20 protein-coding genes and 4 tRNA genes are annotated in these 20,543 nt (G+C 36.5%); 23 read left to right on the top strand and 1 reads right to left on the bottom strand.

Annotation, left to right across the window (positions count from 1 at the left end; all coding sequences use genetic code 11):
* Positions 1 to 10 precede the first annotated feature (10 nt).
* The 23 genes from DN394_RS09950 (at position 11) to DN394_RS10060 (ending at position 18,565) form a co-directional block, all read left to right on the top strand.
* Positions 11 to 208, top strand: a complete 198-nt coding sequence (locus DN394_RS09950; protein WP_000436051.1) for a DUF951 domain-containing protein — start codon at positions 11 to 13, stop codon at positions 206 to 208.
* A 115-nt stretch (positions 209 to 323) separates the two neighbouring features.
* On the top strand, positions 324 to 1,424 hold the full coding sequence (gene ychF, locus DN394_RS09955) for a redox-regulated ATPase YchF (RefSeq protein WP_000524660.1): 1,101 nt from the start codon (positions 324 to 326) through the stop codon (positions 1,422 to 1,424).
* Between the two features lie 191 nt (positions 1,425 to 1,615).
* The gene (gene rpsF / locus DN394_RS09960; RefSeq protein WP_001233781.1) at positions 1,616 to 1,906 is read left to right on the top strand and encodes a 30S ribosomal protein S6; all 291 of its coding nucleotides are present in this window, start codon (positions 1,616 to 1,618) and stop codon (positions 1,904 to 1,906) included.
* A 26-nt stretch (positions 1,907 to 1,932) separates the two neighbouring features.
* Complete coding sequence (ssb, locus tag DN394_RS09965) at positions 1,933 to 2,454, top strand: single-stranded DNA-binding protein (protein ID WP_000981963.1); 522 nt, start codon at positions 1,933 to 1,935, stop codon at positions 2,452 to 2,454.
* A gap of 44 nt (positions 2,455 to 2,498) precedes the next feature.
* The gene (gene rpsR, locus DN394_RS09970; RefSeq protein ID WP_000918874.1) at positions 2,499 to 2,732 is read left to right on the top strand and encodes a 30S ribosomal protein S18; all 234 of its coding nucleotides are present in this window, start codon (positions 2,499 to 2,501) and stop codon (positions 2,730 to 2,732) included.
* An 80-nt stretch (positions 2,733 to 2,812) separates the two neighbouring features.
* A complete protein-coding gene (locus tag DN394_RS09975; protein ID WP_141542929.1) occupies positions 2,813 to 3,748 on the top strand; it encodes a YybS family protein in 936 nt (311 codons plus the stop codon).
* 78 nt (positions 3,749 to 3,826) lie between these two features.
* Positions 3,827 to 5,800: a DHH family phosphoesterase gene (locus DN394_RS09980; protein WP_001113891.1), complete on the top strand. Its 1,974-nt coding sequence runs from the start codon at positions 3,827 to 3,829 to the stop codon at positions 5,798 to 5,800.
* On the top strand, positions 5,797 to 6,243 hold the full coding sequence (rplI, locus tag DN394_RS09985; protein ID WP_000864225.1) for a 50S ribosomal protein L9: 447 nt from the start codon (positions 5,797 to 5,799) through the stop codon (positions 6,241 to 6,243). Before DN394_RS09980 ends, rplI begins: the two co-directional genes overlap by 4 nt.
* Before the next feature lie 27 nt (positions 6,244 to 6,270).
* Positions 6,271 to 7,632, top strand: a complete 1,362-nt coding sequence (dnaB, locus tag DN394_RS09990) for a replicative DNA helicase (RefSeq protein ID WP_001286242.1) — start codon at positions 6,271 to 6,273, stop codon at positions 7,630 to 7,632.
* Positions 7,633 to 7,847: 215 nt separating this feature from the next.
* The gene (locus DN394_RS09995; protein WP_000100228.1) at positions 7,848 to 9,137 is read left to right on the top strand and encodes an adenylosuccinate synthase; all 1,290 of its coding nucleotides are present in this window, start codon (positions 7,848 to 7,850) and stop codon (positions 9,135 to 9,137) included.
* 142 nt (positions 9,138 to 9,279) lie between these two features.
* Positions 9,280 to 9,355, top strand: a tRNA-Lys gene (locus DN394_RS10000).
* Between the two features lie 13 nt (positions 9,356 to 9,368).
* Positions 9,369 to 9,440: transfer RNA gene (locus DN394_RS10005), tRNA-Glu, on the top strand.
* Between the two features lie 23 nt (positions 9,441 to 9,463).
* Positions 9,464 to 9,539, top strand: a tRNA-Asp gene (locus DN394_RS10010).
* A gap of 41 nt (positions 9,540 to 9,580) precedes the next feature.
* A tRNA-Phe gene (locus tag DN394_RS10015) sits at positions 9,581 to 9,653 on the top strand.
* 381 nt (positions 9,654 to 10,034) lie between these two features.
* The gene (gene walR, locus DN394_RS10020) at positions 10,035 to 10,742 is read left to right on the top strand and encodes a cell wall metabolism DNA-binding response regulator WalR (protein ID WP_000971866.1); all 708 of its coding nucleotides are present in this window, start codon (positions 10,035 to 10,037) and stop codon (positions 10,740 to 10,742) included.
* A 3-nt stretch (positions 10,743 to 10,745) separates the two neighbouring features.
* Positions 10,746 to 12,587 (top strand): cell wall metabolism sensor histidine kinase WalK, encoded by a 1,842-nt coding sequence (gene walK, locus DN394_RS10025; protein WP_000755378.1) that lies wholly within the window; start codon positions 10,746 to 10,748, stop codon positions 12,585 to 12,587.
* A complete protein-coding gene (locus tag DN394_RS10030; protein WP_097914827.1) occupies positions 12,584 to 13,900 on the top strand; it encodes a YycH family regulatory protein in 1,317 nt (438 codons plus the stop codon). Before walK ends, DN394_RS10030 begins: the two co-directional genes overlap by 4 nt.
* On the top strand, positions 13,881 to 14,723 hold the full coding sequence (locus DN394_RS10035; RefSeq protein ID WP_097914825.1) for a two-component system regulatory protein YycI: 843 nt from the start codon (positions 13,881 to 13,883) through the stop codon (positions 14,721 to 14,723). The genes DN394_RS10030 and DN394_RS10035 overlap by 20 nt, the downstream gene beginning before the upstream one ends.
* Positions 14,707 to 15,501: an MBL fold metallo-hydrolase gene (locus DN394_RS10040; protein WP_000522836.1), complete on the top strand. Its 795-nt coding sequence runs from the start codon at positions 14,707 to 14,709 to the stop codon at positions 15,499 to 15,501. The genes DN394_RS10035 and DN394_RS10040 overlap by 17 nt, the downstream gene beginning before the upstream one ends.
* Before the next feature lie 63 nt (positions 15,502 to 15,564).
* On the top strand, positions 15,565 to 16,740 hold the full coding sequence (locus DN394_RS10045; protein WP_149293763.1) for a S1C family serine protease: 1,176 nt from the start codon (positions 15,565 to 15,567) through the stop codon (positions 16,738 to 16,740).
* A gap of 53 nt (positions 16,741 to 16,793) precedes the next feature.
* Entirely contained in the window at positions 16,794 to 16,979 is a 186-nt protein-coding gene (locus DN394_RS10050) for a CxxH/CxxC protein (RefSeq protein ID WP_001052827.1), read from the top strand.
* A gap of 59 nt (positions 16,980 to 17,038) precedes the next feature.
* Positions 17,039 to 17,518: a 23S rRNA (pseudouridine(1915)-N(3))-methyltransferase RlmH gene (gene rlmH / locus DN394_RS10055; RefSeq protein ID WP_001027000.1), complete on the top strand. Its 480-nt coding sequence runs from the start codon at positions 17,039 to 17,041 to the stop codon at positions 17,516 to 17,518.
* Between the two features lie 168 nt (positions 17,519 to 17,686).
* Positions 17,687 to 18,565 (top strand): radical SAM/SPASM domain-containing protein, encoded by an 879-nt coding sequence (locus DN394_RS10060; RefSeq protein ID WP_000713629.1) that lies wholly within the window; start codon positions 17,687 to 17,689, stop codon positions 18,563 to 18,565.
* Positions 18,566 to 18,602: 37 nt separating this feature from the next.
* Here DN394_RS10060 and pepF read toward each other — a convergent pair whose 3' ends face one another.
* Positions 18,603 to 20,420 (bottom strand): oligoendopeptidase F, encoded by a 1,818-nt coding sequence (gene pepF / locus DN394_RS10065; RefSeq protein WP_098705224.1) that lies wholly within the window; start codon positions 20,418 to 20,420, stop codon positions 18,603 to 18,605.
* Positions 20,421 to 20,543: the final 123 nt, after the last annotated feature.

The following is a 20,543-nucleotide window of genomic DNA, read 5'->3' on the forward strand; positions in this document are numbered from 1 at the left end:
GGTTTGGAGAATGGAGCAAAAGCAGTATAACTTGTACGATGTTGTGGAAATGAAGAAAGCCCACCCATGTGGTGAGAATCGCTGGAAAATTATTCGTATGGGAATGGATATCCGCATTAAGTGCGAGGGATGTGACCATTCAGTAATGATTCCTCGAAGAGAATTTGATCGTAAGGTGAAAAAAATACTTGTGAAGCACGAAGAATAGAGAGAAAGTAACAGTTGCAATGGGTAGCTGTTACTTTTTTTCGTTTGGAGGAAACTTGTCATTTTTTTCGTTACTATCTATAATGATGAAAGATTGAGACATAGGAGTGAAAAATATGGGATTAACGGCTGGGATTGTTGGATTACCTAACGTAGGGAAGTCAACTTTATTTAATGCAATTACACAAGCAGGAGCAGAATCTGCAAACTATCCATTCTGTACAATTGATCCAAACGTAGGGATTGTAGAAGTACCAGATGAGCGTTTAAATAAATTAACGGAATTAGTAGAACCGAAAAAAACTGTTCCGACTGTATTTGAGTTTACTGATATTGCAGGTATCGTAAAAGGTGCTAGTAAAGGTGAAGGTTTAGGAAATAAATTCTTATCTCACATTCGCCAAGTAGATGCAATTTGCCAAGTTGTTCGTTGTTTTGAAGACGAAAATATTACACACGTTTCAGGGAAAGTAGATCCAATCGATGATATTGAAACAATCAACTTAGAGCTAATCTTAGCGGATTTAGAATCTGTTGATAAACGTATTGAGCGTGTTGCGAAGTTAGCAAGACAAAAAGATAAAGAAGCAGTATATGAGCATGAAATTTTAGTTCGTTTAAAAGAAGCTTTTGAAGAGGGAAAACCAGCTCGTACTGTTGAATTTACAGAAGAACAAATGAAGATTGTTAAAGGCCTTCATTTACTTACAACGAAAGAAATGTTATACGTAGCAAACGTAAGTGAAGATGATATTATGGATCCTTCTGAAAATAAATATGTACAAATGGTAAAAGAATTTGCTGCAAATGAAAATGCTCAAGTAATCGTTGTATGTGCAAAAATCGAAGAAGAAATCGCTGAGCTAGACGAGGAAGAGAAAAAAGTATTCCTTGAAGAACTAGGCATTGAAGAATCTGGTTTAGATCAATTAATTCGTGCTGCATATGATTTATTAGGACTTGCTACTTACTTCACAGCTGGTGTGCAAGAAGTACGTGCATGGACGTTTAAACAAGGTATGAAAGCACCACAATGTGCTGGCGTAATTCATACAGACTTTGAGCGTGGATTTATTCGTGCGGAAACAGTTTCTTACGAAGACTTAATGACAAACGGTTCTATGACAGCTGCAAAAGAAGCTGGTAAAGTTCGTTTAGAAGGAAAAGAGTATATCGTAAAAGATGGAGACGTTATGCACTTCCGCTTCAACGTTTAATTTAATATTTCCTAGGAAAAATAAAGATATGAGCTTGGCAAATATATTATGTGTTTGCCAAGTTTTTTATGCATGGGTGAGTTGATTCATCTAACTTACTATGATATAATCTAAACTCGTGAGTAATTACTATAAATTAATTGCTCCTTGCCCATTATGGGCCGTTTAGACCAAAAGGAGGTGAAAGTGTAATGAGAAAGTACGAAATTATGTACATCATTCGTCCTGGCGTTGAAGAAGAAGCTCAAAAAGCTTTAGTTGAACGTTTCGCAGGTGTTTTAACAAACAATGGTGCAGAAATCATTAACACGAAAGAGTGGGGTAAGCGTCGTTTAGCTTACGAAATCAACGACTTACGTGAAGGTTTCTACATGATCTTAAACGTGAACTCTAACGCAGAAGCGATTAACGAATTCGACCGTTTAGCTAAGATCAACGAAGACATCCTTCGTCATATCGTTGTTAAAGAAGAAGAAAAATAATTGATATATAAGGGAGAGTGGTTCGATTGATGAATCGTGTTATCCTCGTTGGTCGTTTAACTAAGGACCCTGACTTACGTTACACGCCCAATGGTGTTGCAGTAGCTACTTTTACGTTAGCTGTGAATCGCGCATTTGCGAATCAACAAGGTGAGCGTGAAGCTGACTTTATTAATTGTGTAATATGGCGTAAACAAGCAGAAAACGTAGCAAATTATTTGAAAAAAGGTAGCTTAGCAGGCGTAGATGGACGTCTTCAAACTCGTAATTACGATGGACAAGATGGTAAACGTGTATATGTAACAGAAGTTCTTGCGGAAAGCGTACAATTTTTAGAGCCGCGTAATGGCGGTGGGGAGCAACGTGGTTCATTTAATCAGCAACCATCAGGAGCTGGTTTCGGTAACCAAAGCTCTAACCCATTTGGTCAATCTAGTAATTCAGGTAACCAAGGTAACCAAGGGAACTCTGGATTTACGAAGAATGACGATCCATTTTCAAATGTAGGTCAACCGATCGACATTTCCGACGACGATTTACCGTTCTAATACAGTAAATTAGTTAGTTTTAACAAAGAATGGAGGGAATAGACATGGCAGGACGCAAAGGTGGACGTGCGAAACGTCGTAAGGTGTGTTTCTTCACATCTAACGGCATCACTCGCATTGACTATAAAGATGTTGATTTATTAAAACGTTTCGTTTCTGAGCGTGGTAAAATTTTACCTCGTCGTGTAACAGGAACAAGCGCAAAATACCAACGCAAACTTACAGTTGCAATTAAACGTGCTCGTCAAATGGCACTTTTACCATATGTTGGTGAATAATAGCGTATGAAATGCACAGTAGAGTCGGACTCTACTGTGCATTTTGCTATGCTTTTCTTTTTTGAAAGAGAGGTTAGATAATGAAGAATACGAAATTTATTACTGAGGGTGCAACGTTGCTAGCGATATATGCAATGTTATTGCTTATATCTATGTATGTTCCAATTTTAGGTAGAGTTGTAACGTTTGCGTTGCCATTGCCGTTTATATTGCTAACGATAAGATATAGATTATCTAACAACTTTGTAATTTTTACGGCGGCACTTTTTATTACTGTTATTGTCAGTCAACCGATGAACCTAGTAAAGACAACTATGTTTGGATTGATAGGTATCGTTTTAGGATATATGTATAAAAAACAAAAAAAACCGATAGAAATTTTGATGGCGGGGACGCTTGCGTACTTAATTGGTATTATGCTCATTTATGTTGCAAGTATAAAGTTTTTTAACATAGATTTAATGAAGCAAATGCAAAATATGCTTAATGAAAGTATGGCGCAAAGTGAAAAGATAGTCACTGCTGCTGGTATGCCTATTAGTAAGGAGCAAAAAGAATTATTTGCACAATTTAATGATGTGTTACAAACGTTATTCCCAAGTTTGCTTGTAATGGTCTCGGTATGTTTTTCTTGGATTACAGTTATGATATCAGGTAGTGTTTTGAGAAAACTAAAGCATGACGTTAAACCTTGGCCTAAATTTAAAGATATACAATTACCAAAGAGTATTGTTTGGTATTACGTTATATTTATTTTGCTATCAACGTTTATAAAAGTAGAACCGACATCATATTTACATATGGTATTTTCTAACCTATATGTCATATTTGCTTTACTACTAGTAATACAAGGTCTGACATTTATCGCTTTTCTAGCGCATAGCAAAGGTTTTACGAAAGGGATTCCTATTATTAGTTTTATTGTCTGCATGTTTATACCGATGTTGTTTCCTCTTGTGACAATCTTAGGTATAATTGATTTAGGGATTTCATTGCGTTCTAAAATAGGAGGATAAAGTAATATTCCTTATACTATTTTAATCTGTTTAACTAACTGGAAGGTGAGTTAGTTTTACTTTATAGGAGTTGTATACATGCCTGAATTTTATAAGAAACAGTGGTTTTTATATCCTGTTTATGTATTGGCATTTTTCGTGTTTGTGCTCATTGCCATCCTCTGTTATTTTCATTTAATTATGGGGATATCCACCTTTTTTATTTTTTGCATTGTACTTTTTGTTGTTATACGCTTTGAACTGACCTTTCAAAGGAATTTCGAAAAGTATACGACAGATATGATTACAAGAGTAAAGAAAGTGAGTAATGAAGCATTTAACCAAATGCCGATTGGTATTTTGTTATACAATAAGGATTATGGGATTGATTGGGCGAATCCTTATTTATCTTCATGTCTAGGACAGCATGCGTTAGCTGGATGGCACCTTTATGATGTATCAGAAACGTTGCTTCTTTTTATTAAGGGAGAAACTTCCGACGATATAGTCTCTTTAAATAACCGAAAGTTTCGCGTTTTTGTAAGGAAAGAAGAAAAGTTAATTTACTTCTTTGATGTAACGGAACAAACAGAGATTGAAAAGATGTACGAGGATCAACGGACTGTTTTGGCTGTCATTTATTTAGATAATTATGATGAAGTTACACAGGGGTTAGATGATCAATTACGTACGAATATCACAAGTCTTGTAACATCACGACTAAATGAATGGGCCGTTAAGTATGGAGCATATTTAAAACGTGCATCTTCAGAAAGATTCTTCGTTGTACTAAATGAGAGTATTTTAGCGCAGATGGAGAAAGGGAAATTTAGCATTTTAGATCAGGTGCGTGAAGAAACATCCAAAAGGAATATACCACTCACCTTAAGTGTAGGTGTTGGATCAGGTGATTTACCTTTATCAGAGCTTGGGGCAATGGCTCAGTCCGGTTTAGACCTTGCGCTTGGCCGTGGTGGAGATCAAGTAGCTATTAAACAAGCGACAGGTAAAGTTAAGTTTTATGGTGGTAAGACGAATCCAGTTGAAAAGCGTACTCGTGTACGTGCCAGAGTTATTTCGCATGCATTAAAGGATTTAGTATTAGAAAGTAGTAATGTCATTATAATGGGGCATAGGGCTCCTGATATGGACGCAATTGGTGCTGCGATTGGTATTTTAAAGGTAGCGCAATTAAATGAGCGCAAGGGATATATTGTGTTAGATGAAAATGATTCTGATAAGGGAATTAAGCGTTTAATGGATAAAGTAAAACAAAACGAAGAGTTATGGTCTCACTTTATTACCCCAGGACAAGCGATGGAATTTGCAAATGATGATTCATTACTTGTTGTTGTTGATACACATAAACCTTCAATGGTGATGGAAGAAAAGCTGTTACATAAAATTGAAAATGTAGTTGTTATTGACCATCATCGCCGGGGAGAAGATTTTATTGAAGATCCATTGCTTGTTTACATGGAGCCATACGCTTCTTCCACGGCAGAACTTGTTACAGAATTACTTGAGTACCAACCGAAAAATTTAAAAATGACAATGTTAGAAGCAACGGCATTGTTAGCAGGTATTATTGTTGATACGAAAAGCTTTACATTCCGGACGGGTGCTCGTACGTTTGATGCCGCTTCTTATTTACGCTCACATGGTGCAGATACTGTACTTGTACAAGAGCTTTTAAAAGAAGATATGGATCAGTATTTACGGGTTGCAAAAGCTATTAAAAATGCGTACATTTATACAAATGGAATTGCGATTGCAAAAGTTGATAGTGATGATTACTACGATCAAGTGCTTATTGCGCAATCAGCGGACACATTATTAACAATGACAGGAATTATTGCGTCATTTGTTATTGCAAAACGTGGCGAGAATTTCATTGGAATTAGCGGCAGGTCTTTAGGTGAAGTGAACGTGCAGCTAATTATGGAAAATTTAGGCGGTGGTGGGCATTTAACGAATGCAGCCACACAAATGAAAAATGTTACAGTAGATGAAGCTGAGGAGAAGCTTCGATTTGTTATTGATGACTATTTACAGGGAGGCACACAATCATGAAAGTAATTTTTCTAAAAGACGTAAAAGGTAAAGGGAAAAAAGGAGAAATAAAAAACGTACCAGATGGCTATGCAAATAACTTCTTACTAAAACAAGGATTAGCTGCTGAAGCGACAAATAGTAGTATGAAAACTTTAGAAGCTCAAAAGCGAAAAGAAGAAAAAGATGCAGCAGCAGAGGTTGAAAATGCAAAAGAGTTGAAAGAAACGTTAGAGAAACTAACTGTAGAAGTAAAGGCGAAATCTGGAGAAGGTGGCCGTCTGTTCGGTTCAATCACAAGTAAACAAATCGTAGATGCGATGCAAAAATCACATAAAATTAAACTTGATAAACGTAAATTTGAAATGGATGATGCAATTCGTGCATTAGGCTATACAAACGTTACTGTGAAGTTGCATCCGCAAGTAACAGCAACAGTAAAAGTTCATGTTAGTGAACAATAAAAATAAGTTAAGCAAGGAGGATTGCGTATGAGTGATGTAATGGCTGATCGTACCCCTCCGCATAATATAGAGGCTGAGCAGGCGGTTTTAGGGGCCATATTAATTGATCAAGATGCGTTAACGTCAGCATCGGAATTATTGGTACCTGACTCATTTTATCGAACGAAACATCAAAAGATTTTTGAAGTCATGCTTGGGTTATCTGATAAAGGAGAGCCGATTGACTTAGTAATAATGACGTCAGCAATGGCTGATCAAGGATTATTAGAAGAAGTTGGTGGGGTTTCTTACTTAGCAGAATTAGCAGAAGTTGTTCCAACCGCTGCTAACGTAGAATATTATGCACGAATCATCGCTGAAAAGGCGCTATTACGTCGTTTGATTCGAACAGCGACTCATATTGTGTCTGATGGGTATGAGAGAGAAGATGACGTGGATGGTCTTTTAAATGAGGCTGAGAAAAAAATATTAGAAGTATCTCACCAAACGAATGCAAAAGCATTCCAAAACATTAAAGATGTTCTTGTAGATGCTTACGATAAAATTGAACTTTTGCATAATCAAAAAGGTGAAGTTACTGGGATACCAACTGGATTTACAGAATTAGATAAGATGACCGCAGGTTTCCAGCGAAATGATTTAATCATCGTAGCGGCACGTCCATCAGTAGGGAAAACCGCATTTTCATTAAATATCGCACAAAACGTAGCGACGAAAACTGATGAAAATGTAGCGATTTTTAGTCTAGAGATGGGCTCTGATCAGCTTGTTATGCGTATGCTTTGTGCAGAAGGAAATATTGATGCGCAAAGACTGCGTACCGGTTCATTAACTTCTGATGATTGGGCAAAATTAACAATGGCGATGGGGAGCCTTTCTAATGCTGGTATCTATATTGATGATACACCAGGGATTAAAGTAAATGAGATTCGAGCGAAATGCCGTAGATTAAAGCAAGAACAAGGTCTAGGGATGGTTTTAATTGACTATTTACAGCTTATTCAAGGAAGCGGGAAATCAGGAGAAAACCGTCAGCAGGAAGTATCTGAGATTTCTCGTACATTAAAAGGGATTGCGCGTGAATTGCAAGTGCCTGTTATTGCCTTGTCGCAGTTATCTCGTGGTGTAGAATCTCGTCAAGATAAACGTCCGATGATGTCTGATATTCGTGAATCGGGAAGTATCGAGCAGGATGCTGATATTGTAGCCTTCTTATATCGTGAAGATTACTATGACCGAGAAACGGAAAATAAAAATACGATTGAAATTATTATTGCAAAGCAGCGTAACGGTCCCGTAGGCTCAGTAGAGCTCGCATTCGTTAAAGAGTTCAATAAGTTCGTTAACTTAGAACGTCGCTTTGAGGATGGACATGCGCCGCCTGCATAAAGATAGTATAAAAAAGAAATGCATTTCTTATAATAAGATGTGTTTCTTTTTTTTTATAGGAAAGATAAGGCTTTCATAGTGTGAAAATATAATTCTTACGAACGAAAATGTTTTTTAATAAAAAAATGTTCGCTTTTTGGTTGACTTCTTTTTCGGTTTTGGTACAATTATATTGTTTGAATAGATCGTTTGAAAATCGCGGAGGTGCTTTAATAATGTCTTCAGTAGTAGTTGTAGGAACACAATGGGGCGACGAAGGAAAAGGTAAAATCACTGATTTTCTTTCTGAGCATGCGGAAGTAGTTGCAAGATATCAAGGTGGAAATAACGCGGGACATACAATTGTTTTCGGCGGAGTTAAATATAAATTACACTTAATTCCATCTGGTATTTTCTATAAAGAGAAAATTTGTGTAATCGGAAATGGCTTAGTAGTAGATCCGAAAGCATTACTTGAAGAGTTAAAATACTTACACGATCGTGGTGTAAGTACTGATAATTTACGTGTAAGTAACCGTGCGCACGTTATTTTACCTTATCACTTAAAACAAGATGAATTAGAAGAAGCAAGTAAAGGTGATAACAAAATCGGTACAACGAAAAAAGGTATCGGTCCTGCATATATGGATAAAGCTGCTCGTATTGGTATTCGTATGGCTGATCTTTTAGACCGTGAAGCATTTAAAGAAAAGCTTGAGCGCAATTTAGTAGAAAAAAATCGTTTATTTGAAAAAATGTACGATACAGAAGGTTTCAGTGTAGAAGAAATCTTCGAAGAGTACTTCGAGTACGGACAACAAATCGCGCAATATGTATGTGATACGTCTGTTGTATTAAATGATGCACTAGATAACAATCACCGTGTATTATTTGAAGGTGCACAAGGTGTTATGCTTGATATCGACCACGGTACGTACCCGTTCGTTACATCTTCTAACCCGATTGCTGGTGGTGTAACAGTTGGAACTGGAGTTGGTCCTGCGAAAGTTACTCGCGTTGTAGGTGTGTGTAAAGCATATACAAGCCGCGTAGGTGATGGTCCTTTCCCTACTGAGCTTCATGATGAAATTGGTCATCAAATTCGTGAAGTTGGTCGTGAGTATGGAACGACAACTGGTCGTCCGCGCCGCGTAGGTTGGTTCGATAGCGTTGTTGTAAGACATGCACGTCGTGTTAGTGGTTTAACAGATTTATCATTAAATTCTATCGACGTTCTAACAGGTATTCCGACTCTTAAAATTTGCGTTGCTTACAAATACAATGGCGAAGTGATCGATGAAGTTCCAGCAAACTTAAACATTTTAGCGAAATGTGAGCCTGTATACGAAGAGCTTCCAGGTTGGACAGAAGATATTACTGGTGTAAAATCATTAGACGAGCTTCCTGAAAATGCACGAAAATACGTAGAACGTGTTTCTGAGTTAACAGGAATTCAATTATCTATGTTCTCAGTTGGACCAGATCGTAACCAAACAAATATTGTTCGTAACGTATACGAAGCTTAATTGATATTTTTGAGAAAAAACTCATGTCCGCATGAGTTTTTTCTTATCTTTTATAAAAAAAATAAAAAAAGGTATTGCACAAAACAAAGAAAACATGTTATGATACATCTTGTCGTCACGAAAATATGACGTTGGTGAGTATGAGCCATTAGCTCAGTTGGTAGAGCATCTGACTTTTAATCAGAGGGTCGAAGGTTCGAATCCTTCATGGCTCACCATTTTATTTTTCGTGGCCCGTTGGTCAAGTGGTTAAGACACCGCCCTTTCACGGCGGTAACACGGGTTCGAATCCCGTACGGGTCATGTTTTTTTTTATGTTCATTTTTGGTCCCGTGGTGTAGTGGTTAACATGCCTGCCTGTCACGCAGGAGATCGCCGGTTCGACCCCGGTCGGGACCGCCACTTTTGTTTATACCACCATTAGTGGTTTTATATATAGTTTTGGCTCGGTAGCTCAGTCGGTAGAGCAGAGGACTGAAAATCCTCGTGTCGGCGGTTCGATTCCGTCCCGAGCCACTCTCAGGATATTAAGTGGGCCCACTTAATATCCTTTTTATTTGTGTAATTTTACAAAAGTGAGTAGTTATTTTAAAATAGAATGAGAAGCCTCTAGCAGTTGAAGCTAGAGGTTTTTCTATAGATCGTATAGGATTCCGTGTAAAAGTGGATCATACATGAGTCTGTGAGAATAGAGGAGAAAGTACTTAAGCAAAAGATGCGGTCATATAGGGACATACTATGTAGACATCAATGTGTTTAGGGATATTGACCATATTTTTACCCGCTATTTGCCGGGCGGTAAGACCCCACCCAAAAATTCAGCGAAGGTAAAGAAGTTAGGTGTGGGATGAAGAACCCCACCGATTAAAGTTTCACTTTATAAGGAGGAAATAGACGATGATGGGAAAGAAAATTTTAGTAGTTGATGATGAAAAGCCGATTGCGGATATTTTGAAGTTCAACCTAGAAAAAGAAGGTTTTGAAATTGTAATGGCGCATGATGGTGATGAAGCGATTGAAAAAGCGAATGAAGAGCAGCCAGATATGGTTTTATTAGATATTATGCTACCAGGTAAGGATGGCTTAGAGGTTTGCCGTGAAATACGTAAAAGCTCAGAAATGCCGATTATTATGCTTACAGCAAAGGACTCTGAAATTGATAAAGTATTAGGGCTTGAGCTTGGAGCAGATGATTATGTAACGAAGCCATTTAGTACGAGGGAATTACTTGCTCGTGTGAAGGCGAATTTACGTCGCCATCAACAAGGTGGTGCTGCAGAAAAAGAAGAAAATACGGAAATGGTTATCGGACCAATCGTTATCAATTCAAATGCGTATAGTGTAACGAAACGTGAGGAAAATATTGAACTTACACATCGTGAATTTGAGCTACTACATTATTTAGCCAAACATTTAGGACAAGTTATGACTCGGGAACATTTATTGCAAACAGTTTGGGGTTATGACTATTTTGGAGATGTACGTACAGTGGATGTAACAGTGCGTCGTTTACGTGAAAAAATTGAAGATAATCCAAGTCATCCTACTTTAATTGTAACTAGACGTGGAGTAGGGTATTACTTGCGTGACCCAGAGCAGGAATAGTATATGAAGAAAGTTGGTTTTTTTCAATCTATTCATTTAAAATTTGTACTCATATATATGCTATTAATATTAATAGCTATGCAGGTTATTGGGGTATATTTTGTAAGAGAGTTAGAAAAGAGTCTTGTACAAGGCTTTAGAGATTCTTTAACGCAGCAAACGAACTTATTATCATATAACCTGAAACAAGAGTTTAAAAAAAGTTATACAAAAGCAGAAACAGAATCAACAGATGAAACGATTAAAACTTCAATTAGAAAATTTGCCTCTGATCGAAAGAAAGATATCCAAGAGGTAAGTGTATTTGATTCGCATAGAAAGTTACTCGCTATTTCAGATGAGTCAAAGCAAAATAAGGTAAATAGAACATCAACTGATATAGCTGTTCAGCGGGTATTGGTACAAAAAAAGCCAGAAGTGAAAATTGAGAAAGATGGTCGTACAGGCCATCGTGTACAAGTTATGCTTACTCCTATTCTAGATGATAACGGCAAGGATGCACTTGGTGTTATTTACATTGTTGCATCTATGGAAGATGTTTATAAACAGATGAAGGATATTAATCAAATTTTTGCGACTGGAACCGTTATTGCATTACTCGTAACAGCTGTACTTGGAATTTTGTTAGCTCAAACGATTACGAGACCAATCTCAGATATGCGAAGACAAGCGATTGAAATGGCAAAAGGAAACTATTCAAGAAAAGTAAAAGTGCATAGCCATGATGAAATAGGACAATTAGCATTATCTTTCAATAATTTATCAAAAAAATTACAACAAGCTCGTTCTTCAACGGAAAGTGAAAGACGTAAATTATCATCTGTTTTATCACATATGACAGATGGAGTAATTGCTACTGACCGAAAAGGGGACATTATTTTATTAAATGATCCTGCGGAAAAGATGCTAAATGTTTCGCGTGAAACGGCGCTCGATCAATCTGTTTTAGAAGTATTAGGGATACAAGAAGAATTTACGCTCGATCATTTATACGAAGAGCCTGATTCCGTTTTATTAGATTTTAGTACGAGAAATGAGCCATATATTTTACGTGCTAGTTTCTCTGTTATTCAAAAAGAGACAGGGAAAGCAAATGGTTTAATTGCCGTATTATATGATGTAACTGAGCAGGAGCGTATAGAAAGGGAACGCCGTGAGTTTGTGGCAAACGTTTCCCATGAATTAAGAACGCCATTAACAACGATGCGCAGTTACTTAGAGGCGCTTACGGACGGCGCGTGGCAAGATCCGAATATTGCACCGCAATTTTTAACAGTTACACAAGAAGAAACAGAAAGAATGATTAGACTTGTAAATGCGTTATTGCAACTTTCTAAACTTGATAGTACAGAACATCGTTTAATGAAAGAATGGGTCGACTTTACTGACTTCTTTAATAACATTATTGATCGTTTTGAAATGTCTAAAGAGCAAAACGTAAGCTTCAAACGATCTTTCTCTAAGAAATCCCGATTTATTGATATGGATACGGATAAAATTACGCAAGTTTTGTATAACATTATTTCGAATGCATTAAAGTATTCACCAGAAGGTGGAACAGTAACATATCGCTTACGTGATCGCGGGGAATTATTAGAGATTAGTGTAAGTGACCAAGGAATGGGTATTCCAAAAGAAAACGTCGATAAAATCTTTGAACGTTTTTATCGCGTAGATAAAGCACGTTCAAGACAAATGGGTGGTACAGGACTTGGATTAGCAATTGCGAAAGAAATGATTGAGGCGCATGGTGGCTCGATTTGGGCGAAGAGTGAGGAAGGAAAAGGGACAACTATTTACTTCACATTGCCAATGGCAGCGGATGAAGAGGACGATTGGGAATGAGTATGGAAAATGTTAAAACGATAGTTTTAATTAATTTAGTTGTAATTAGCCTATTTCTTACTTTTAACTTATGGACGTATGTGCCAGATTCCACGTCTATGCAAAACGCAAAATTTGTGCAGGGGAATGAAGGAACTACTCAAACTAAAATTGCTGATGTTGTCCGTCCTACTTCTATCATCGTGCATAAAGATAAAAATCATTACGGGAGCAAAAGAGAGGGCGATATAGAATCAATCTATAAACCTTTGGAAGCAGGGGAATTACATGATTTCAAAGAGATATCGATTGCTAAGGCTGATTTCCTTTCTTATGTGCATGGTGAAGGGAAAATGGAACTTGTTTTTCCTACCAATATCCCATTTGATGCAGTTAAATCTATGTTTAATATGAAAGAAAAAGGTATAGATAAGCCTAAACATTTTAATCGAATTATTCTTGACCCTTCTAGAAGTAGGGATCAAGAAATTAAAATTAATTTTGTTTCTGATGGCGATAACTCTAGAATATATGAAGCAAAATTAAGTGGTGTGTATTTAAAAGATATTGTAAATGCACAAAATCAATTTATAGTATCGGCAAAACCTTATTTTGACTATCAAATTAATGATATGAAAAAGCTATTTTTACCAGATGGAACGACAGAATTAAGTAATATAACATATATTTCATCTAATTTAGCGGTCGACACATTTAAGAATGCTCTTTTTAGTGACCCACGTTATTTAAGCCCTATTACCGAGAAATCGAAAGAAACATTTACAGATGGTATTAGGTCCATGGAGATTGAAAACGATCGTCATATGCTAAAGTATAAAAATTCTTCTGTTTCAAGTGAGAAAACGACAGACAATTTAATGCTTTTACAAAAAAGCTTTGATTTTGTAAATGGTCACAGTGGGAGTTTGGATTCATATCGTTTGGACTATATGAATAAAGGACAGACGGTATTCCGTTTACATGAAGATGGATATTCCGTATTCAATACAGATGGATTAGCTGAATTAAGACAAGTATGGGGATCAGAAGAAGTAATGGAATATGAAAGACCGTTGTTGTCTTTAAATACGAAAGGTATAGAACAGAAGGTTACTCTTCCATCAGGTCACGTTGTAATAGCATCCTTAGAAAATAATGCCGCGGTAGATAAACGATTCATTAAAGACATTGGTATTGGATACAAATTATCACTAGATGGGCAAGTAGCTCGACTACAGCCAATTTGGTATGTAAAGTTTGTTGAAGATGAAGCGGGTAAACAAAAAATATATGAGTGGAGTGAGGGAGGACTAAATGGATTGGGATCGGATTAAAACCATATTTATTGTGACCTTTTTTGTTTTGGACCTCTTTCTCATTTTTCAATTCATTCAAAAGCAAGATAGTAATCAATTGGAGCTTATTGCAGAAACAAAGATAGATCAAGAATTAAAAGCAAACAAAATTACTATGGGTAATTTCCCTAAAGAACCGAAAAAAGAGTCATTTATTAGGGCGGAAAACAAGGCATTTAAAGAAGAAGATGTACAATCTTTAAAGAGTCAAACGGTGCATATACAAAATATGTACAAGATAGAAAGTAAGCTAAAAGAGCCCTTTTTAAATACAAAATCATTATCCAAAGATAAGTATAGTGATTTTTTGAAGAACTATGTATTGGATGGACAAAAGTATGAGTTTGGGGCGATGAAAGACTCTAAAATTTACTTCTTCCAAAAATATAAAGATAAGCCTATTTTCTATAACGATCAGGCAATGATTGTTGTGGAATTAAATGAAAAAAATGAACTTGTGTCGTACACGCAGACGATGCTAACTGATTTAAAAGAAATGGGCGAAAGTGAAAAAACGAAACAGCAAGAAATTATTACTGCTCAAACAGCTTTAGAAAATCTGTATTTAAAAAATAAAGTTCATGGGAATACACATGTAAAAGAAGCACAAATTGGTTATGCCACCCTTACCGCATCTACTTCTAATAACCAAGTACTTGCTCCAACATGGAATTTAAAAACGGAGCAGAAGCAGGACTTCTTTGTAAATGCAATTGAAGGACAAGTTATGGAATTAGGGGAAAGGGAAAATCAAGTGGTTGATGAACATACTGGAGTGAGAAATAATGGGGTTGCATTTTAGCGTACTTGCAAGTGGAAGTACAGGGAATATGCTATATGTAGGAACAGATGAAAAAAAATTACTCGTCGATGCAGGTTTAAGTGGTAAAGCAACAGAGGCTTTATTTAAACAGGCAGAACTAAATATAAATGATGTATCAGGTATTCTTGTAACACATGAACATAGTGACCATATTAAAGGGTTAGGTGTATTGGCACGTAAATATGATTTACCTGTTTATGCAAATGAGAAAACATGGAATGCAATGGAACATTTAATAGGAAATATCCCAACTGAGCAAAAGTTTATTTTCTCAGTTGGGGATGTGAAAACATTCGGTGATATTGAGGTCGAGTCATTTGGGGTTTCTCATGACGCGGCAGAGCCGATGTTCTATGCTTTTCATAACAATAATAGAAAGTTAGCCCTTATTACAGATACGGGATACGTGAGTGACCGTATGAAAGGTGTTATTAAGGGTGCTAATGCTTTCGTGTTTGAAAGTAATCATGACGTGGAAATGCTTCGTATGGGACGTTATCCATGGAGTATTAAGCGACGTATTTTAAGTGATGTGGGTCACGTTTGTAATGAGGACGCTGCATTAGCGATGGCGGATGTAATTACAGATGAGACAAAACATATTTATTTAGCCCATTTAAGTTTAGATAATAACATGAAAGAACTAGCACGTATGTCAGTATCACAAGTATTAGAGGAAAAAGGATTTGGAGTGGGAGAAGCCTTCGAAATTCATGATACAGATCCGAAAATGCCTACAAAAATTCAATACGTATAATTCTTCATTTTAGTAAACAATAAAGGTGAATATAGTTGTTTTCAGGAAGATGGGTGAACAAATATGTCCTTTATTGATGAAGAGAATTATCGTATGAAACGTGCAAGAAAAAAGAAGCATAAAGGTATTGTTATTTCTAGTATAGCAGGAACAATTGTAGGAGCTTCGTTATTTGCATTTGGAGCTCCTTTATTTGCAAATGATGCGGGGGCGCTTCCGCAAGCTGAAGCAAGCGGAAGTAATATGGCTGAAGCTCAAGGAATTAAACAGATTAGCTTCGTTGATGCTGTTGATCGTGCGTCTGAAGCTGTTGTTGGCGTTATTAATATTCAAAGAGATAATTTTTCAGAGGCAGATTCAGAAGTTGGTACAGGATCGGGTGTAATTTATAAAAAGACAGATGGCCAAGCTTATATTGTAACGAATAATCATGTTGTTGTTGGAGCAAATCGTATTGAAGTAAGTTTAAGTGACGGTAAGAAGGTTCCTGGGAAAGTATTAGGAACCGATGTAGTCACAGATTTAGCTGTACTAGAAATAGATGCAAAGCATGTGAAAAAAATAATTGAAATTGGCGATTCTAATACTGTTCGTAGAGGGGAGCCGGTCATTGCGATTGGAAACCCACTGGGGCTGCAATTTTCTGGAACTGTCACACAAGGCATTATTTCGGCTAATGAACGTATTGTCCCTGTAGATTTAGATCAAGATGGACATTATGATTGGCAAGTAGAAGTTTTGCAAACAGACGCAGCGATTAATCCAGGTAATAGTGGTGGTGCGCTTGTAAACGCGGCAGGTCAATTAATAGGCATTAACTCAATGAAAATTGCAGCAAAAGAAGTAGAGGGAATTGGACTAGCTATTCCAGTTACTAGAGCTGTTCCAATTATGAATGAATTAGAGAAGTACGGAAAAGTAAGGAGACCGTATGTTGGAATTGAACTTAGATCGTTAAATGAGATTCCAAATTACCATTGGTCAAAAACATTGCATTTACCAGGCAATGTAACAGAGGGAGTTTGCATTTTAGATGTGAAGAGTCCTTCGCCAGGTGTAGATGCTGGTTTACGAGAACACGATGTGATTGTAGCAGTAGATGGAAAACCGGTTCGCGATATTATCGGATTCCGTACGGCCTTATATGATAAAAAAATTAATGATAAAATGACTCTTACGTTTTATCGTGGTACAAAACGAGCAACAACAACGGTTAAACTAGGCATTCAAAAGTATTAAAAACAGGAGGGCCTACCTCCTGTTTTCTATTGTAGAAAAGTGAGGTGAAGAATATGAATTTACCTTGTTGTTTAGAACATGTTGAATTAGCTTTAGATATTATTGTGGATGAGTGTGAAGTTGCACCAGTTATCAACAATGTGGATAACTCAGAAAAAGAGAAAAAAACATGTGAATTTTGTCAAAACGAGGCGACATATGTTGTATCGAACACAGATTCTCACACAATATGTGGGTAACAATTGTGGATATGTGGATAAGTTATGTGGATAACATGTTTGTAAGGTGGGGAATGAGTGTGAATATCTCGATTATTTCAATTGGGAAATTAAAAGAAAAATATTTAAAACAAGGTATAGCAGAATACTTAAAACGATTATCTGCATACGCAAAAGTAGAAGTAATTGAATTGCCAGATGAAAAGGCGCCAGAAAATTTAAGTGAAGCAGAAATGTTAATTGTAAAAGAAAAAGAAGGTATACGTATACTGGATAAAATTTCTGACGATACGCATGTCATTGCGTTAGCGATAGAAGGAAAACAAAAATCATCAGAAGAATTTGCAATAAGCTTAGATCGTCTTGCTACATATGGAAAGAGTAAAGTTGCCTTTGTAATTGGTGGATCACTTGGACTAAGTTCAGAAGTAATGAAGCGTTCAAACGAATCTCTTTCTTTTTCAAAGATGACATTACCACACCAATTAATGCGATTAGTATTGCTTGAGCAAGTGTATAGAGCGTTTCGTATTAATCGTGGAGAACCGTATCATAAATAAAATTACTTTTTGTATATAAAAAGACCATTGGAAAAAAACCGATGGTCTTTTAAACATTAATAGGTAGTACGAAGGTTTCCTAAAATAAGTATGTTTCTATTTATAAAAAAGTGTGTTGTAATATGAAGAGGAAAAAGTATAAGTAGTCATAGAAGTGAGGAATTAAAGGTGAAGAAGTTTAAAAAGTTTTACTTGGAGATTACGAGTGTATGTAATCTTGCGTGCAGCTTTTGTCCGCCGACGGAAAGGCAGAAGCAATTCATTTCTGTGGAGGATTTTGCTAAAAGATTAGACCAAATTAAACCTCACACAGACTACATTTATTTGCACGTGAAGGGTGAGCCATTGCTCCATCCAAAAATAGATCAACTGTTAGATTTGAGCCATGAAAAAGGGTTTAAAGTTAATATTACAACGAACGGAACGTTAATTAATAAGAGAAGGCATAGACTGTTAAATAAGCCTGCTTTAAGACAAATGAATTTTTCACTGCACAGTTTTGATGGGCATCCAGGTTCGCAAGATAAAGAAGGTTATGTAAGGAGTATACTTTCCTTCATTAGAGAGGCGACAAGTCAATCGGATTTAATTGTTTCACTACGTTTATGGAATTTAACTCAGGATAATAAAACAAATGCTGAAATCCAGAAAAATAGAGATTTATTATCCATCATTGAAAATGAGTTTGGCCTATCTTATCAAATCGAAGAGAAGCTTACACCAGGAAAAGGTATAAAAATTGCGGAACGTGTCTTTATTAATCAAGACTATGAATTTCAGTGGCCGGCATTACATGAAGAGGAGGATGACGGAAAAGGATTCTGTCATGGTCTTCGAAATCAAGCTGGTATTTTAGCGAATGGAACGGTTATTCCTTGTTGTTTAGATGGTGAAGGGATTATTAACCTCGGGAATATTAATAATGACTCATTTTCTAACATTATAGAAGGTGAAAGAGCAACAAACATTGTCGATGGATTTTCGAAAAGAGTTGCAGTAGAAGAGCTATGTAGGAAATGTGGATACCGTAAAAGATTTGGAAAATAAATATGAAACAAGCCCTCATAAAGCGAGGGCTTATTTTTTATTCTTGATAAGAGCGTTCTAATTCATCAATTAAGGAACCGACGTAAGAAACAGCCCTGCGGATTGCATCTGGTTTTGACATATCGACTCCGGCATGTTTCATTAATTCAAGTGGTTTCATCGTACCACCAGCGCGAAGTACATCTAACCAGCGATCAACGGCAGGTTGTCCTTCCTCTTTAATCATTTGAGCTACCGCAGTAGATGCAGTGAGGCCTGCGGAATAGGTATAAGAATATAAGCCCATATAATAATGAGGTTGACGCATCCAAGTTAAGCCAGCACCTTCGTCAATTTCTACAGAATCTCCCCAGAATGTCGAAAGTACATTTGTTTTTATTTCAGTTAAAGTTGTAGCTGTAAGTGCTTCTCCTTCTTCTGCTAGGGTATATACTCTTCTTTGATATTCTCCCTCAAGTAAGTGAGTAACAAAGTTATGATAATATGTGCCAAGTAGTTGCAGAATCACCCATCTGTGCATTCTCTTGTCGTCAGTAGTTGCTAATAAATGCTGGGCTAATAGTAATTCATTCATTGTAGATGGTGCTTCAACAAAGTACATAGATGGACGTACATTCATAATACGCTGGTTTTTATTTGCTAAATAAAAATGACTAGCATGCCCAAATTCATGGGCTAATGTGAAGCATCCACGCATCGTATTTTGCCATGTAATTAAAATGTATGGATGAGAGCCATATGGGCTTGAACAAAATGCTCCGGTTGATTTGCCTACGTTATCTGCAAGATCAACCCATCTTTCTTTGAATCCTTTTTGGATAATGGAACTATATTCATCGCCTAATACCTTTAAAGAATCTTGAATTAATTTACCAGCCTCCTTGTATGTGATGGTTGGATTAAATTCGGGATCTAAAGGTGCATGTAAGTCGCAGAACAGCATTTGATCGAGTCCTAATACTTTCTTTTTTAAATCTGCAAAACGGCGCATATGAGGCGCTAATTCTTTATAAATAATATCAAGTTGATTGTTATACATTTCAAGTGGAACTTTTTGAGGTTCTAAAAGCATATGAGTAACAGATTCAAATTTGCGCAAACGAGAGAGTGTTACTTGTTTTTTTACCTCGGTAGCATATGTTGTTGCCACTGTATTTTTATATCGCTTCAAGGTGGACACAAATGATGAGTATGCCTTTCTGCGTATGTCTACGCTTGGAGAGAACTCATATTTGCTTTCAAATAATGCAAATGATACAGGGAGTTCGTTTCCTTGTTCGTCTTGTATGGAGGTAAAATCCATATCGGCTAATTTAGTCATACCGTAAATTTTGTATGGAGAATTATGTACTTCGCCAAGTGCAGCAAGAGCTTCTTCTGTTTCAGGAGAGAGCGTGTGCTGCCTTTTTTGTAGTATGTCTAGTAATGATTTACGGAAAGGTTCGAGTTTTGTTTCTTCGTGTAAATACTTTTCAATTGTTCCTTCATCGAATGAGAGGATTTCATTATGGATAAAGGATAGTGCAGTATGTACTTTCGTCCATAAAGCAGAAATTTTGGAAGAGTTCGCTTGAATAACTGGATTTGTACGATCAGTTGATTCTTTTAAATTTGCATAGGAGTATAGTTTTGTTAACTTCATTAAAAGCTCTTCTTCTAAAAGTAGGCAATGTAATAAGGTAGTGGGGCTAGTATGTAATTGTCCTTTAAACGCATCAAGTTTTTTTATATCGTCTGTTAATACACGTAATGCAGTTTCCCAATCTTTATCGGATTCGAATAAATCAGAGAGGTCCCATGTTAGTTCAGTAGGGACTTCTGCACGAATATGGCGTTTCTCAATTACATTTTTCATTTGTTATATCCCCCTTATTATAAGTATCTAAAAACATGATACTAGAAAATTCAGTAAAATGAAAATATTTTACATTTCTATATATGAAAAAGAAGGACAAGCATAAAAATGCTTGTCCTTCGA

Source organism: Bacillus sp. BB081, from assembly GCF_008368895.1.
GTDB lineage: Bacteria > Bacillota > Bacilli > Bacillales > Bacillaceae_G > Bacillus_A > Bacillus_A wiedmannii.